Source organism: Sphingobium sp. B2D3A (genome assembly GCF_025961795.1).
Taxonomy (GTDB): domain Bacteria; phylum Pseudomonadota; class Alphaproteobacteria; order Sphingomonadales; family Sphingomonadaceae; genus Sphingobium.
Genome location: NZ_JAOQOI010000001.1, coordinates 2,367,321 through 2,383,060, shown reverse-complemented (window position 1 = coordinate 2,383,060; position 15,740 = coordinate 2,367,321). Strand labels below are relative to the sequence as shown.

Genomic DNA, 15,740 nt, shown 5'->3' with positions numbered 1-15,740 from the left:
CGCGAGGATTGCTTTTTGATGCCCGGGGCGACACAAGCCGGGCCATGACTTCGCCATCGACACCCCTCCCCACCCGCCGCATCGCGGACATGGCCGTCTCCGCCATCAGTCTGGGCTGCATGAACCTCTCTCACGCTTATGACGCCCCTCCGAGCGAGGAGGAAGGCGCGCGCCTGCTCAATCATGCGCTCGACATCGGCGTGACGCATCTCGACAGCGCAGCGCTGTATGGCGGTGGCAAGAATGAGGGCCTGATTGCCCGCGCTGTCGGCCATCGCCGCAAGGACTTCGTACTGTCGAGCAAGTGCGTGCTCGATCTGATCGATGGCGAGCGTGTGCTGGACGGGCGGCCGGAGACGATCACCGGATCGCTGGAACGCTCGCTCAAGCGGCTCGATACCGATTTTATCGATCTCTATTATATGCACCGGCTCGATCGGAACGTGCCGATCGAAGACTCGATGGGCGCTCTGCTACGCGCGAAGGAAGCCGGCAAAATCGGCGCTATCGGCCTGTCCGAAATGTCGGCGGCGAGCATCCGCCGCGCGCACGCCGTGCATCCGGTCGCCGCCATCCAGTCCGAATATTCTCCCTGGGTGCGCAATCCGGAAGTCGCTGTGCTGGACGCCTGCCGGGAACTCGGCATCGCCTTCGTCGCCTTCTCGCCGGTCGCGCGCGGCATGCTCGCCGGCGCCATCAGCAGCATCGATTTCAAGGCCGGCGACATCCGTATCCCGATGCCGCGCTTTCAGGAACCCAATTTCAGCCACAATCTCAAGCTTGCCCAACGATTCAATGCGGTCGCAGCCGATCTCGGCATCACGCCTGCCCAGCTCAGCCTGGCCTGGGTGCTGGCGCGCGCACCGGAGATCATCGCCATTCCCGGGACGCGCTCCATCGCGCATCTTGAGGAGAATGTGAAAGCGGCCTCCATCAACCTCGCACCGGAATCCATCGCAGCCGTGGACGAGATCTTCGCGCCTGGCGCGGTCGCCGGCGCGCGTTATCCCGCGCCTGCGCAAAAGCAGATCGATACCGAATTGCTGCCCGAAGAGGCGGACGCGGCATGAGCGTGACATTGGACGACGCGATGCGGCGGGCGATCGAGTGGGACTGCACCACGCTCATCAATCGCTACACGCTGCTCAACGATGCGGCTGACTGGGACGCCGTCGCGGCCCTCTACACCGAGGATGGCCAGATGGCCCGGCCAAGCGCACCGGATCAGCCGATAAAGGGACGTGAGGCTATTCTCGCGACCTTCAAGAGCCGGCCGGTCCGTGCGGCGCGCCATGTGGTTTCCAACGTGGTCGTGGACGTCGTAAGCGAGACCGAAGCGACGGCGCTGTCGGTCATCGTGCTGTATCAGGGCGTCGCGAGCGATACTGGTGGGCTGCCCGCGCGCGATCCAAAAGGGCCGCTGATCGGCACCTATACCGATCGCTTGCGCAAGACGCCTGAGGGATGGCGCTTTGCAGAACGGCGCGGCGGTCTGGATTTCGCGGCATGACCGGCGCCCCTGCATCACAGCCGGATGACTTCCAGGCGTTCCTCTCCCGGCCCTACCGCATCGAATGGGGACATTGCGACCCCGCAGGCATCGTCTATGCGCCGCGCTTCCTCGAGATGTTCGGCGAGAGCACGATCATGCTGTTCGAGAAGGCGCTTGGCGTGCGCAAGCGGGACATGCTGAAAACCCAGGGCGTAGTCGGCTTTCCGATGGTTGATGTGTCGGCCAAGTTCCAGCGCCCGGCTGCCTATGGCGACGATGTGGTGCTGGAGGTGGAAGCGCCCCATTTCGGCAATTCCAGCTTCACCATTCGCCATCGCCTGCTCAAGGACGGGCATGTCTGCGTGAGCGGTACGGAAAAGCGGGTGTGGACCGTGCGGGACAGCGAGCGCCCGGGCGGGATGCGCGCGGAGCGCGTGCCCGATGACATTCGAGCCCGGTTCGCTCTGCCCGGAGCGTAAGGCTGCCCAACTATCGCGGGCGCACCGCCATTCGATAGAGGGCTATTCATTTGCCAAAGCCTGCGCCATGACACCCTCATAACAAGAGGACTCATGGAGGGGCTTATGGTGATGGGGGATGCGGGCACGCCGCGTCTGCGCAGCGGCGGCTATCAGGCGTGGCTGGTCGGACTGCTCAGCCTGAATTTCGGCATCGTCTTTTTCGATCGGCAGGCGCTCAACGTGCTGATGCCGTTCGTCCAGCCCGAGCTGGGATTGTCCAACGCTCAGATCGGCCTGCTCGCGGGCGGCCTCTCCTTCACCTGGGCCATTGCCGCCTTCGCCATCGGGCGCCTGTCGGACACGGTCGGCAATCGCAAGCTGCTGCTCGTCGGCGCGACGCTCGGCTTCTCTCTCTGTTGCTTTCTGAGCGGCATGGCGACAAGCTTCCTCTTCATGCTGTGCGCACGGATGCTGATGGGCGCGGCGGAGGGCGGCGTGATGCCGATCAGCCATGCCATGGTCGCCAGTGAAGTCGATCCGCGCCGTCGCGGCCTTGCGCAGGGCATCGCCCAGAATTTCGGGTCCAACCTGCTTGGGTCTTTTCTCGCGCCGGTCTTGCTGGTGTGGTTCGGCCTGGAATTCGGATGGCGCAACGCCTTTTTCCTCGCGTCCATTCCCGGCATCATCTGTGCCCTGCTGATCTGGTTCACGCTGGAGGAGCCCGCAGCGCCGGCACGGCCACAGGTCCAGGATGGCCAAGCCCAAGGTGTCCTCAGTGTGTTGCGCACCCGCAATGTGCTGGTCTGCGTGCTGCTGGGCGTGCTGATGGTCAGCTATTTCGTCATCTGCCTGACCTTCCTGCCGATCTACCTCACCAGCGTCAGAAGCTACACGCCGACGGAAATGAGCTGGCTGATCGCAACCTTGGGGATTTCCGCGACTATCGGCAGCTTCGCGATCTCGGGCCTGTCGGACTGGATCGGGCGGAGGCCCGTCATGATCGCCATGCCTCTGCTCGGCATCATCCTGCCGCTGGGCGCTCTCTACTGGAGCGGGTCGATCTGGGGGCTGGTCCCGATCTTCTTCTTTGGTTGGGGCCTGAACGGGATCTTCCCGTTGTTCATGGCCACCGTCCCATCCGAAAGCGTCGATCCGCGCCAAGCCGCGACCGCGCTCGGGCTCACCATGGGATCGGCGGAAATCCTGGGAGGGGTCTTCGCGCCTTCGCTGGCCGGTGTAGCGGCGGACGCGACCAGCCTTGCCGCGCCCTTGTGGATCATGGTGGTGCTGGCGATCCTCGGCGGGATCGTGGCGATGTTCCTCACCGAAACCGCCCCCTCGCAACGCGCCAGGATGGCGGCCGCGCCTTGACAGGATCCGATGCCGGGCCACGCATCTGGAAAGCGCGGCCCGGCATGGAGCTTTTAAATCAGGCCGGCACGCTCGCGAGGCGCTTGGCTGCAATATCGGCGCCTTCCCGCAGGGCCTGCAGCTTCTTCCACGTGACGGCGGGATCGATCTTGCCATAGCCGGCAAAGGTGCCGAAGCCGCAATCCGTGCTGCCGATCACGCGCTCAGCGCCGACGATGCCCGCAAAGCGCTCGATCCGCTGGGCGACCAGTTCCGGATGCTCGACATAGTTCGAGCAGCTGTCGATGAGGCCGGGCGCCAAGACGAGATCGTCGGGCAACTTCGCATCCCGCCACACGGTCCACTCATGCTCGTGGCGCGGATTGGCCGATTCAAACAGCACCACGCCGGGGCGGGCCCGCAGGATCGTTGGCAGCACCTTAGCAAGATCGATGTCGCAATCATGCGGGCCTTCATAATTGCCCCAGCAGATGTGCATCCGCAGCCGGTCGCGGGGGAGGCCTTCGGTGGCCGCGTTCAGTGCCTCGACATTGGCCTCGGCAATCTTCACGAACTCTGCGTCGCTCACGTCCTGATAGCCGGTGTGGCGGGACATGGCGAGGTCGGGGCAATCGAGCTGTAGGTCGAACCCGGCCTCGATGATCGCCTGATATTCCGGGCGCATGGCCGTCACCAAATCCGCGAGATAGGCCTCGTGGCTGGGATAATAGGCGTTGGGCTGGAAGGCCGTGATCAGACCCGGTGACGCGGCATTCATGAAGCCGCGTGCGCCCTTGCCCTGTGCCTTGAGCGCCTGATCGAACCGGCGAATGTCGTCATGGCAGGGCTGCAGGTTCTTGAGCTTCACCGGTGCGATGCACGAGGCGCGGGTGAACTCCTGATCGCCCATGATCGCGGCCAGCTTCTTGCGCAGCTCCGGCAATGGCGCGAGGTCGAGCGCCGGCTTGCGATCGGTGTGGCCGCCAAAGCCCTCCAGACGCTCGATGATATAGGTCGAGTAACCGACCTTGCCCAGTTCGCCATCGGACACGATGCTGACTCCGGCCTCGACCTGCTTGGCAACGGCATCGTCGATGGCTTGCTGCACAACCGTCTCGAACTGCGCGGCATCATAGGGCTCGCCATGATCCTTCGCGAGCAGCAAGGGAACAAGCTCAGGCCCGCGCGGCAGACTTCCGACATGTGTCGTTGCGATCACAGTACTCAACCCTTTCTTCAATTCAACGCTATGCCGCCGCCCCTCGCACGACCAATGCAATCAGGCAAGCCCGAGAGAGGTCGGGCCAGAAACGCAAGGCTTACCGCCATTTGCGGAGACGGCCATTGTTGACAATATCCAATGATGTCTCAGCATCACCCGGGCAACCGCCCGGCCCGCCGCTGTTCACACTATTGCACATATTGCTGCTCCCAAACCCTCATGTTATGCCGCCGCCACGCCGTTGCATGTCCGCTACGAGACATGAAAATCAGCAACGGCAACATGGAGAGGAGATTGCCCATGCGCAGATTTTGCGCGCGATCCGTTGCGTCCTATGCCCTGGCCTGTGCGCTAGCCGCCCCGGTTTATGCCCAGAGCGGCGAACAGCCCCAAAGTGCCCAGAATACGGATGTTACCGGCGATATCATCGTCACTGCCCAGTTCCGTGAGACACGGCTTCAGGATACGCCGATCGCCATCACCGCGGTCAACGCCGCCCTGCTGGAACAGCGCGGGCAGACCAGCATTGCCGACATCGCCAATCAGTCGCCCAACGTGACCTTGCGGCCACAACCGCAAAATGGCGGCGCCGGCCTCATCGCCTTCATCCGCGGCGTGGGGCAGACCGACTTCAACTATGCCCTCGACCCCGGCGTGGGCGTCTATATTGATGATGTCTACATTCCGACCCTCTCCAGCTCGCTGCTGGACCTCATGGATCTGGACCGGGTCGAGATCCTTCGCGGCCCGCAGGGGACGCTGGCGGGCAAGAACTCGATCGGCGGCGCCATCAAGCTGTTCAGTGCCAAGCCCGATGGTTCTGGCGGCGGGACGCTCGAGGCCACCTATGGCTCCTACAACCGTCTCGATCTGCGCGGCATGGCCGACTTCGCGGTGACCGACAATCTGTTCGTCCGCCTGTCTGGCGCCGCGAAGAGCCGTGATGGCTACCTCAAACTTCTGGATTATGGCGCGACCCACCCCGGCTCCAACGTGCCGGCCAGCAACAACCGGGGCGCGGATCCCGTCGTCGGGACGCAGGGCGGCCAATCCTACGTTGCCGGTCGGATCGCGCTGCGCTGGCTGCCGTCCGATGCGCTCGAAGTGAACCTGTCCGGGGACTATACGTCGGATAAGTCGGAGCCGGCGCCAACCGTCCTGGTCGCGGCCGGTCTGCCGGGGCCGACCTCGACCAACTCCAATCCGTTCAACCCGGCCATCCCCAACCCCGGTACGAATGCCAATGGCGGTGCCTGGCTGCCGGGCAAGAATGGCAGTCCCGTGCCGGTAGGCTGCGCCTTCGTGCCTTATGGGGCCTATGGCTGCGACTCCCTGGCCAGCTCGGCCTATGGCGGCGATCGCCGCTTCATCAGCTACGCCAATTTCGTGGATGGAATGCTGCCCACGTCACAGTCCCCCTACAAGCCCTACACGGCCTTACAGAACCAGAACTTCAAGGGCTGGGGCATTCACGGCAATGTGACGTGGACGTTGAGCGACAGCCTCAATGTCGTATGGATTTCCTCCTATCGCGAATATCAGTCGAACTTCGGGCAGGATCAGGACGCGACCCCAGTGCCCGTCGCGCAACTGGATAACCAGCTCAACCATCACGCCTGGAGCCAGGAGCTGCGCCTGAACGGTAAGGTCGGCACGTTCGCCGACTTCACCCTCGGCGGCTTCTACTTCGATCAGAAGGGCACCTACTCCGCCCGTGTCGACCTCAACTATGCCGGCATTGACTTCCTGCATGGTCCTGACACCACGCCGTCCACCTCAAAAGCGCTGTTCGCCAATGGCGTGATCCGGCCGTTGGAAGGATGGAGCATCTCGGGCGGTCTGCGCTACACGCGGGATGAAAAGACCTACACCTACTTCCGCCGCAACCCGGACGGCACGGTTCCGTTCGGCAACTGGACGCCGGCGCAATTGCCGTCCCTCCCGATCTGCGAGTTCTTCCAGGGCGCACCGACCGCAGGACCAACCGGCATCGGCAACACGCCCAACTGCCTGCTCTCCGGCCTCTACAATGTCAGCGACAGCTTCAAGGGCGATCGTTGGGACTGGCGGATCTCCACCGACTTCCGATTCTCGCCGGAACTGCTGGTCTATGGCTCAGTCGCTACCGGCTTCAAAGGTGGCGGCGTCAACCCTCGGCCGTTCTTCGGGCCGTCGGCGGGTTCATGCACGGCACCGGGCTATGTCGCTCCGGCGCCTTGCAACCAGCTCGGCAGCTTCAACCCGGAAACGCTCACCACCTATGAGCTGGGGTTCAAGTCCGACCTGTTCGATCGGCGCGTGCGGCTGAACGGCGCGGTGTTCCTGAACAAATATAATGACATGATCCTCACGCTCTCGGCCTGCCCATCCGTGCCCTGCCTCAAGCCGACAAATGTCGGCAAGGCGGACGTCAAGGGCTTCGAGCTGGAAACGACCATTCATCCGTTCGCGGGCTTCACCGTCGATGGGAGCCTCAGCTACATCAACTTCCAGTATAAGGAAGTCGGCACGTCCGGCATCTCGCTCGATGCGGTGACGCCTTACACGCCGGAATGGACCTACAGCTTCGGCCTGCAATATGATCATGAGATCACGCCCGGCACGGTCAGCGTGCGGTTCGATGGCTCCTATCAGTCCGATGTCTTCACCGAGACATCCAATTCCGAATGGAGCCGGGTGGAGGGCAACTTCCTCGCCAATGGGCGCCTCTCCTTCACCACGACGGATAAGGACTGGCGTGTCTCGCTGGAAGTGCAGAACATGTTCAACAAATATTACTTCCTGACCAAGAGCGATGTCAGCGCGTCGCTTGGCGTCGTGACGGGCGTACCTGCGCCATTGCGGACCTGGGCGGTCTCCGTGCGCCGCAGTTTCTGACCGCTTCGTCAAGCGAGCGGATCGGGAGGGGCGCACCGTCGCCTCTCCCGATCTTATTGTGCGCACAATCGCCGCACAAAAAGGTCGGAAGCGGTTGCGCCGCAGATACTTTGGACACTATCAATAAGCCGACCGCCTGCCTTCCCACGAACAGGACTCGTACATGCTCATCAAACGGCTCGACCACGTCAACATCCGCACCCGTGACCTGCCGCCGGTGGTGGCGTTTTACCGCGACATTCTGCTGTTGGAGGAGCGCGATCCGCCGTCCAATCTGGACCGGACGATGGTGCGGTGGATGTACGATCACAAGGACGATCCGATCGTCCACATCAGCACGCCCGGCGCGCTGTCCGAACATGGGGTTTATGACAATATCACCGGGACGACGGGCGGCCTCGATCATGTCGCCTTCCAGTGCGTCGGCCTCGGTCCGCTGATCGAGCGGCTCGAGGCGCATGGCGTGCCCTGGCGGGAGAATCGGGTCGAGGTAATCAAGATGACGCAGGTCTTCCTGCACGACCCAACAGGTGTGCAGATCGAGCTGAATGTGTTCGACGAAGACCCGGCCTGAACGCGCCTAACCGGAGAGGACCGCACAGAATGACCGACGCCGGCACGGGACAGCCGCCCAAGGCACTTGAGCAGTTCGACATCGCGGGGCGCAGCGCGCTCGTGACAGGCGCCGCCTCCGGCATCGGCCTCGCTTATGCCGAGGCGATGGCGGAAGCCGGAGCACGGGTCACGCTGACGGATGTCGATGGTGCCGCCGCCGAGCGGGAAGCAGCACGCCTGCGGGCGCAAGGCTATGAGGTGCGCGCCGACCAGCTCGATGTTTCCGACCGCGCCCGCACCACGCAGGTGTTCGATGCGCACGAGGCTGCTTATGGCGGACTGGACATCGCCTTTGCCAATGCCGGCCTTGGGATCGGCCCCGGCTTCTGGAAGCCAGAAGGCGGCCGCGACCCGCAGGGCCAGATCGATACCTACGATCCCGCGATTTGGGACAGGATCATCGCGATCAACCTGACCGGCGCCTACAATACGATGCGCGATGCTGCGCGGCTGATGAAGAAGGGCGGCAAAGGCGGCTCGATCATCGCTACGTCATCCAACGCCGCCGTGATCTGCGAGCCGATTGTGCCCATGCCCTATATGCCGTCCAAGGCCGGGGTCAGCCATATGGTGCGCCACCTCGCGCTGGAGCTGGGGGCCTATCAGATCCGCGTCAACGCCATCTTGCCCGGGCCGTTCGTCACCAACATCGCGGACGGATCGCTTAAGGACCCCGTGGTTCGCAAGGCCTGGGACGATGCGACCTTGATGGGGCGGATTGCCGAGACATATCAGATCAAGCCGCTGGCGTTGTTCCTTGCCTCCGACGCATCGAGCTATGTAACCGGGGCGCAGATGATGATCGATGGCGGCATGTCGCTCGGCCGGCTCGGCTGAGCAACATCGCGCCGCCTCAAGCCAAGACCAGAACAGGAGTGACACGCATGACCACATCCGCACAGGCCGCCATCTGCAAGGGCGGCGAAGCGCCTTTCGCAATCGAAGCCGTGACGCTGGACGAGCCCCGCGCTGACGAGGTGTTGGTGCGCATCCACGCCTGCGGCATCTGCCACACCGATATGGCCGCACGCGATGGGCAGCTCCCGACCCCGCTCCCCATGGTGCTGGGCCATGAAGGCGCCGGCGTGGTCGAGAAGGTCGGGTCCGACGTGACGCATGTGAAACCGGGCGACCGAGTGCTGATGAGCTTCAACAGCTGCGGCACCTGCCCGAGCTGCGAGGTCGACAAGCCCACTTATTGCTACAATTTCGTGCCCGAGAACTGGATCGGCACGAGGCCGGACGGCAGCCACACGCTGCATCGCGATGGCGAGGGCGTGAATGCGAATTTCTTTGGCCAGTCTTCCTTCGCCACCCACGCCATCGGCCATGCCCGCAACGTCGTGAAGGTGCCCGAAAGCGCCGCCCATGTACCCCTCTCGACCCTCGCGCCGCTCGGCTGCGGTTTCATGACCGGCGCCGGTGCCGTGCTGCGCAGCATGAAGGTGCGCGCCGGCATGCCCATCGCCGTCTTCGGCACGGGCGCTGTCGGCCTCGGCGCGATCATGGCAGCCAAGATCGCGGGCGCGAACCCGATCATTGCCGTCGACATCCACGACAACCGCCTGGCGCTGGCCCGCGAACTGGGCGCAACGCACACGATCAACGGCAAGACCAACAATGCGGAGGAGGAAATCCGCAAACTCTGCCCGCAGGGGCTGGGCTATGCGTTCGATACGACGGGTCTGAAGGCGATCATCGAGAGCGCCGCCGGACTGATTGCGCCGCTGGGTATCGTCGGCATCGTCGGTGCATCCGACCCCGCCGCCAATCTGACACTCAACGAGTCAGCCTTCATGGGCGGCGGCAAGCGGCTGATGGGCATCCTGGGTGGCGATTCCGATCTGTTCGGCTTCCTGCCCGAATTGATCGACCATCATCTTGCGGGTCGTTTCCCGCACGATCGGCTGATCAAGACCTTCCCGTTCGCGCAGATCGATGAAGCCTTCCATGCCGGTGAAAGCGGCGCGGTGGTGAAGCCCGTCCTTGTGATGGACGCCTGACCGGTAGCCTGATCCTCGACAAGCCGCGCCCGTTCTCCTTCGGGTGCGGCTTGGATCGGCCCTGCGCGGCGACGAGCTAGCGTTGCCGCTTCCATCTTTTGCTGAACATGTTAATTACTTTGCGTGGGCTGACGGCCCGGCCGCAGGCGCGATTATGCGTTCGCGTATGTGATAATTTCATATATAGAGAGAATGACAATGACGGCAGCAACAAACATGATGGGAGCGGCGGCATGACGGCGCGGGGTCTGGCAGTCGAGAAGCCCAAGGCGGTCGAAGGACCGACGGTGCGCGATGCCGTGATGAGTCTGCTGCGCGATCTCGGCATGACGACATTATTCGGCAATCCCGGCTCGACTGAGCTGCCGTTGTTCCGCGACATGCCGCAGGACTTCCAATATGTCCTGGGGCTGCAGGAAAGCGTCGTCGTCGGTATGGCGGACGGCTTCGCGCAAATGAGCGGCAATGCTGCGTTTGTGAACCTGCATTCCTCTGCCGGCACGGGCCATGCGCTTGGCAACATCTTCACCGCGTTCCGCAACCAGACGCCGCTGGTGATCACCGCAGGGCAGCAGGCCCGCAGCATCTTCCCCTACGACCCGTTCCTCTATGCCGAGCGCGCCACGGAGTTTCCGCAACCCTTCGTCAAATGGACCTGCGAGCCGGCGCGCGCCGAGGATGTCCCGCTGGCCATCCTGCGCGCTTATCATATGGCGATGCAGGCGCCGCGCGGTCCGGTGTTCGTCTCGGTGCCCATCGACGATTGGGATCGCGCCTGCCAGCCGATCAGCACCTCGACTGTCTCTCAGGAATCGATGGCGTCCCCTGCCCTCATCGGTGCCGCCGCGGACGCACTGAACGCCGCGAAATCGCCGGTGATCGTCGCCGGCGCTGGCGTCGGCCGCGAGAATGCGCGCGCCGCGCTCCATGCCCTGGCGACAGCGCATCAGGCGCCGGTGTGGGTCGCGCCAATGGCTGCCCGCGCCGTGTTCCCGGAAGACGATGTCCTGTTCGCAGGCTTCCTCCCAGCTTCGCGTGAAGCCATTGTGGACGCACTGGATGGCCATGATCTCGTGTTGGTGCTGGGGGCGCCGGTCTTTACTTATCATGTCGAGGGCTTCGGCCCCTATGTGCCCAAGGGCGCGCAGATCATACAGATTGTCGATGATCCAGCCACGGCAGCCCGCACGCCGGTCGGCACCGCTATCGTCGGCAATGTCGCGGATGCGATTGCGCGCCTGTATGCTGCATCCAACGCTGCACCCCGGAAGGCGCCCGCACCTCCCGCGAGCCATGCCGCCGAAAGCCCCGATGGCGCCGCCATTTTCGAGCCCTATCTGATGCAGCGCCTTGATGCCCTGCGTCCCAAGGGCATCATCATCAGCGAGGAAGCGCCGAGCACGCGCGGACCGCTGCACGATCATTTCCCGATCCGGCTCGAGGATGAGTTCATGGCCACCGCCAGCGGCGGGCTGGGCTTTGCGCTACCTGCGGCAGTCGGCGCGGCCCTTGCGCAGCCGAACCGCACGGTGCTGTGCCTGCTGGGCGACGGGTCGTCCATGTATTCGATCCAGGGTCTCTGGACGGCGGGCGACCTCAAGCTCGACGTGCGCTTCCTCATCGTCAACAATGGCGGTTATGCCGCGCTCGATCAGTTCGGTGCGCTGTTCGACATCGAGGTGGTGGGCAGCAAGCTCCCGGGCATCGATTTCGTGAAGCTCGGTGAGAGCATGGGCGTGCCCGGCGCGCGCGTTTCCGACCCTGCAGCGCTGGACGATGCGATCCGGGATCTGTTTGCCGGCAGCGGCCCCCGCTTGCTGGAAGTCATGGTGGAACGGGCGCGCTGAGGCTTATGCTGCGCGCAGCATGAGCAGCGAGCGCCGGTGTCCGATAGGAGAAAAAGATGAGCAAGACATTCATTACCTGCGCGATCACCGGCGCATCGCCGATGCCCAAACATCCCAACTTTCCCTTCCGTCCCGAGCATGTGGCGCAGGAAGCGCTGGACGCGGCAGAGGCCGGCGCGTCGATCATCCATGTTCACGTCCGCAATGGCAAGGATGGCACGCCGAGCCAGGAGATGGACGATTATCGCAAGGTGGTGAGCCTCATCCGGGAAAAGAACACGGACGTGATCCTCAACGTCACGACCGGCCCGGGCTGCATGTGGTTCCCCAAGAGCGCCGACGAGCCGGCGATGCCGGACCTCGAAAAGACCCTGATGTTCACCGCGGAGCGGCGCATCGAGCACATCCTCGACCTCAAGCCCGACATGTGCACGCTCGATATCTGCACCATGAACCTGTGGGGCGGCATTGCCATGAATCTGGAGATGATCGTCGGCAAGATGGGTACCATGTTGCAGGATGCCGGCGTGCTGACCGAGATCGAATGCTTCGAGGCCGGCGATTTCGTCTTCGCGGACGATCTGATGGCCAAGGGCCTAATTCCCAAAAATGCACCCTTCACCTTCGTACTCGGCACCAAATATGGTCTGCCCGCGACGCCGGAGGCGATGATGTATTCCAAGAACCAGATCCCGCGCGGCGCGCCCTTCACCGGCTTTGGCATTTCCCGCCACAGCTTCCCCATGGCGGCGCAGTCTGTGCTGCTCGGCGGGCACATGCGCGTTGGCTTCGAGGATACGATCTACCTGCGCAAGGGCGTGCTGGCGCAGAGCAATGCCGATCTGGTGCGGCAGGGCGTCGAGATTCTCGAGAAGATCGGCGGTGAGCTTGCCACGCCGGGTGAGACCCGGCAGATGCTCGGGCTTAAGCAGTGAGGCGGGCACAATAGGGCAGGCCCGCCGACGGCTATTGGGGGATCGCGGCATGGAAGCGAAGGCGGAGTCCTCGTCGGTCAAATCGGCCACGCGGACGCTCGACATTCTGGAATATGTCGTCAGCAGTGGCCGGCCGGTCAGTGCTGCCGAGATTGCGCTCTCCTTGGCGATTCCCGTCAGCAGCCTCTCCTATCTGCTCGGGACGCTGGTCGAGCGCGGCTATCTGTTACGCAGCGGCCGGCTCCATTCGCCCGGGCCAGCGCTCGCCCGTCTCAACCCAGCCCCGGAAGCTATCCCGCTCAAGGACCGGGTCTATCCGGTGCTGCGATCGGTCTCGCGGCAACTCAACGAGACCGTCTCCTTCTTCGTCCGCCATGGCGAGAATATGGAGGCGATTGCGGGCGAAGTGGCCCCCCAAGCGCTGCGCTATACCATCGAGGTTGGCCGTCTCGTCCCGCTCCATGCCTTTGCCGCCGGCAAGGCCATTCTGGCCGCGCTCGATCCGCAGGAGCTGGACGCCTATTTCGCGGCGGCCAGTCGCGCGGCATTCACGCCACAGACGCGCACTGCCGAAGCAGAGCTGCGCCGAGAACTGGCACAGATCGCGCAAGCCGGTATTGCGCGCACTGCTGAAGAGTTCACCCCCGGCATCATCGGTATCGGCCATGCCGTGCATGTGGGCGGGAGTCTGGTCGGCGCGATCAGCGCCGCCATCCCCGTCGCGCGAGCAACCCCGGACCTTGAGCAGCGCGCCGCCGTTCTACTCACGCAGGCGGCGCAGGCTCTTGGCGGCGAATGAGGGCGAGGCGCCGGGGGTTCTCAACCTCCTCGCACCGCTTCCCGATGCCAGCGTGGAGGAAGTCTTCGATCTGATCCTCGAAAAGGCCGGCACCCGGATCGAGCGGATCGTGTCGCAGGGACAGACGACGCCCGAGGTCGCGCCATACGATCAGCCCCATGACGAGTGGGTGCTGCTGCTGGCCGGCGCGGCCCGGCTCTGGCTGGAGGACCGTGGCGAATGCCCGCTGTCACCCGGCGATGCGCTGCTCATTCCCGCTCATGTCCGTCATCGGGTCGTCTGGACGCAGGCGGCACCGCCGACCGTCTGGCTGGCTGTGCATTTCCCGCAGGATCGCCCAGCAGAGTGAACCGCCGGGCGACGTGTCGGGCCGTTAGTTACCCCGCGGCTGCTTGGTCATCATCGGCGTGAAATTCTCGACAATGAAGGCGCGTCCGAGCACCGGGTGCGCAAAACTCATCGGCACTTCGTAGCGGTGCGGCCAAGTCTGGCGGACTTCCTTCTCGGGCAGGATGCGGTCGGGGCCGTTGGGATCTTCCGGATAAGGTTTCTGCGCCGGCTGCAGGTGCGCGGTGGTGTGCGCCCAGCCCTTCTCATAGTCGCCCTGCCACTGCATCATATAGTCGAGGCGCTTGATCTTCCAGACGCCGTCTTCCTTGACATAGTCATTCTCGTAGATGCCGGACTCCCAGAACTGCTGCGGCACCCCTTCAGGCTTTTCGTGCAGCGCGTCGTCATGCCAGCCACCCGCAAGAATGCCGCGGAAGCGCCCCTTGGCAGTCTGGCCGTCCTCGCCAATCGTGATCACATCCTGCAGCTGGAAATGGTCGAGCAACAGGCCATGAACCGGTCCGCGCCGTCCGCCGGTGAACAGGTTCTGGAACCATGTTCCATAGAGCCGCATCACGCCCTCATATCCGACATATTCGCCGGAGAGGAACACAACCACACCCTCCTTGGCAAAGAGACCGGCAACCTCCTCGGGGCGGTTATAGTCGATATAGTAGCCATAGGCCCATTGGAGCCGACGGATCGCGTTGATATCTTCGAGTTCCTGGACCTTCTTTTCCAGCTTGGCCAGGCGCGATTCCACCTCAGACATTATCGACTCCTCTCTCTTTGACTGTATGTTTTGCTAACAAAGCACAAATAGCCGGCGAGAGGAAAGAGTCATCATGAGCAGCACGGATTGGTCCGGAAAAGTCGCGTTCATCACCGGCGCGGGCACTGGAATCGGCTTCGGGATCGCGCGGGCTTTCAGCAACGCCGGCATGCGCCTCGCCCTCTCCTACCGCAATGAAGAGCAGCGCGCGCGCTGTACCAAATGGTTCGAGGAGCGCGGGCGGGAAGTGCCGCTCTGGATCAAGCTCGACGTGACCGACCGGGCGGCGTTCCAACAGGCGGCAGAGCAGGTCGTCGACCATTTCGGCGCCTGCCATGTGCTGGTGAACAATGCCGGTGTCTCCGTCTTCGGCCCCACCGATGAAGCCAGCTTTGCCGACTATGACTGGATCATGGGCGTCAACTTTGGCGGAGTGGTGAACGGCATCGTGTCCTTCCTGCCCAAGATCAAGGCGAGCGGCGAAGCCGGCCATGTTGTCAACGTCGCGAGCATGGCGGCCTATCTCTCCGGACCGCAGGCCGGGATCTATACCGCCAGCAAATTCGCCGTGCGCGGCCTGACGGAGTGCCTGCGCTATAATCTGGTGCCCTATGGCATTGGCGTCTCGCTGGTCTGCCCGGCGCTGGTCGCGACGGATGCGGCGCTCTCCGCGCTCAAGCGCCCGGCCGAATTTTCGGGCAGCGGTTTCGCACCGGTGGACGAGGCGGAAATCCGCCAGTTCGCGACCGCTTTCGAGAATGGCATGGACCCTCTGGAGGCCGGTGAGAAGATTTTTGCCGGCATGGTCGAGAACCGGGGCCTGATCTTCACCCACCCCGAATTTGCGGAAGACTTCAAGGACATCTACGAAACCAGCCTCGCCGCCCTGCCGGATGAAGTCGCGCCGCCGGAGCGCCTTGAGGTCGAGCGGATGCGCCGGGCCGCTAACAAGGCCGCGCTGGAAGGCGCAAAGATCGGCTTGAGCGACCTCACCTAACTAAGGCGGAGCGCCTTGCGTGCGCGACGGCGACGATCCA

15 protein-coding genes are annotated in these 15,740 nt (G+C 63.6%); 13 read left to right on the top strand and 2 right to left on the bottom strand.

Annotated features, from left to right (window positions below; all coding sequences use genetic code 11):
• Window positions 1–44: 44 nt before the first annotated feature.
• The 4 genes from M2337_RS11095 to M2337_RS11080 all read left to right on the top strand — a co-directional run bounded on the left by M2337_RS11095 (window position 45) and on the right by M2337_RS11080 (window position 3,324).
• Window positions 45–1,070: an aldo/keto reductase gene (locus M2337_RS11095; RefSeq protein ID WP_264570278.1), complete on the top strand. Its 1,026-nt coding sequence runs from the start codon at window positions 45–47 to the stop codon at window positions 1,068–1,070.
• Window positions 1,067–1,510 carry a nuclear transport factor 2 family protein gene (locus M2337_RS11090; RefSeq protein WP_264570277.1) on the top strand — a complete coding sequence of 148 codons (444 nt, stop codon included), beginning with the start codon at window positions 1,067–1,069 and terminating at the stop codon, window positions 1,508–1,510. The genes M2337_RS11095 and M2337_RS11090 overlap by 4 nt, the downstream gene beginning before the upstream one ends.
• Window positions 1,507–1,971, top strand: coding sequence for an acyl-CoA thioesterase (locus tag M2337_RS11085; RefSeq protein ID WP_264570276.1), 465 nt, complete (start codon window positions 1,507–1,509; stop codon window positions 1,969–1,971). The genes M2337_RS11090 and M2337_RS11085 overlap by 4 nt, the downstream gene beginning before the upstream one ends.
• 93 nt (window positions 1,972–2,064) lie before the next feature.
• Window positions 2,065–3,324, top strand: a complete 1,260-nt coding sequence (locus tag M2337_RS11080; RefSeq protein ID WP_264588599.1) for an MFS transporter — start codon at window positions 2,065–2,067, stop codon at window positions 3,322–3,324.
• Window positions 3,325–3,382: 58 nt separating this feature from the next.
• Here M2337_RS11080 and M2337_RS11075 read toward each other — a convergent pair whose 3' ends face one another.
• Window positions 3,383–4,522 (bottom strand): cobalamin-independent methionine synthase II family protein, encoded by a 1,140-nt coding sequence (locus M2337_RS11075; protein WP_264570274.1) that lies wholly within the window; start codon window positions 4,520–4,522, stop codon window positions 3,383–3,385.
• A gap of 303 nt (window positions 4,523–4,825) precedes the next feature.
• Here M2337_RS11075 and M2337_RS11070 point away from each other — a divergent pair, with 303 nt between their 5' ends.
• The 8 genes from M2337_RS11070 (at window position 4,826) to M2337_RS11035 (ending at window position 13,950) form a co-directional block, all read left to right on the top strand.
• On the top strand, window positions 4,826–7,402 hold the full coding sequence (locus tag M2337_RS11070) for a TonB-dependent receptor (RefSeq protein ID WP_264570273.1): 2,577 nt from the start codon (window positions 4,826–4,828) through the stop codon (window positions 7,400–7,402).
• Between the two features lie 163 nt (window positions 7,403–7,565).
• Window positions 7,566–7,976: a VOC family protein gene (locus tag M2337_RS11065; protein ID WP_264570272.1), complete on the top strand. Its 411-nt coding sequence runs from the start codon at window positions 7,566–7,568 to the stop codon at window positions 7,974–7,976.
• A 29-nt stretch (window positions 7,977–8,005) separates the two neighbouring features.
• A complete protein-coding gene (locus M2337_RS11060) occupies window positions 8,006–8,854 on the top strand; it encodes an SDR family NAD(P)-dependent oxidoreductase (protein ID WP_264570271.1) in 849 nt (282 codons plus the stop codon).
• A 47-nt stretch (window positions 8,855–8,901) separates the two neighbouring features.
• The gene (locus M2337_RS11055) at window positions 8,902–10,020 is read left to right on the top strand and encodes an NAD(P)-dependent alcohol dehydrogenase (protein WP_264570270.1); all 1,119 of its coding nucleotides are present in this window, start codon (window positions 8,902–8,904) and stop codon (window positions 10,018–10,020) included.
• A 233-nt stretch (window positions 10,021–10,253) separates the two neighbouring features.
• Window positions 10,254–11,867 (top strand): benzoylformate decarboxylase, encoded by a 1,614-nt coding sequence (gene mdlC / locus M2337_RS11050; RefSeq protein WP_264570269.1) that lies wholly within the window; start codon window positions 10,254–10,256, stop codon window positions 11,865–11,867.
• 56 nt (window positions 11,868–11,923) lie between these two features.
• A complete protein-coding gene (locus M2337_RS11045; protein ID WP_264570268.1) occupies window positions 11,924–12,802 on the top strand; it encodes a 3-keto-5-aminohexanoate cleavage protein in 879 nt (292 codons plus the stop codon).
• 49 nt (window positions 12,803–12,851) lie between these two features.
• Complete coding sequence (locus tag M2337_RS11040) at window positions 12,852–13,601, top strand: IclR family transcriptional regulator (protein ID WP_264570267.1); 750 nt, start codon at window positions 12,852–12,854, stop codon at window positions 13,599–13,601.
• Window positions 13,588–13,950 carry a cupin domain-containing protein gene (locus M2337_RS11035; protein ID WP_181559625.1) on the top strand — a complete coding sequence of 121 codons (363 nt, stop codon included), beginning with the start codon at window positions 13,588–13,590 and terminating at the stop codon, window positions 13,948–13,950. The genes M2337_RS11040 and M2337_RS11035 overlap by 14 nt, the downstream gene beginning before the upstream one ends.
• Before the next feature lie 24 nt (window positions 13,951–13,974).
• Here M2337_RS11035 and M2337_RS11030 read toward each other — a convergent pair whose 3' ends face one another.
• Complete coding sequence (locus M2337_RS11030) at window positions 13,975–14,703, bottom strand: nuclear transport factor 2 family protein (protein ID WP_264570266.1); 729 nt, start codon at window positions 14,701–14,703, stop codon at window positions 13,975–13,977.
• Window positions 14,704–14,776: 73 nt separating this feature from the next.
• On the opposite strand from M2337_RS11030, the gene M2337_RS11025 reads away from it, so the two are divergent.
• A complete protein-coding gene (locus tag M2337_RS11025) occupies window positions 14,777–15,700 on the top strand; it encodes an SDR family oxidoreductase (protein WP_181559623.1) in 924 nt (307 codons plus the stop codon).
• Window positions 15,701–15,740 lie beyond the last annotated feature (40 nt).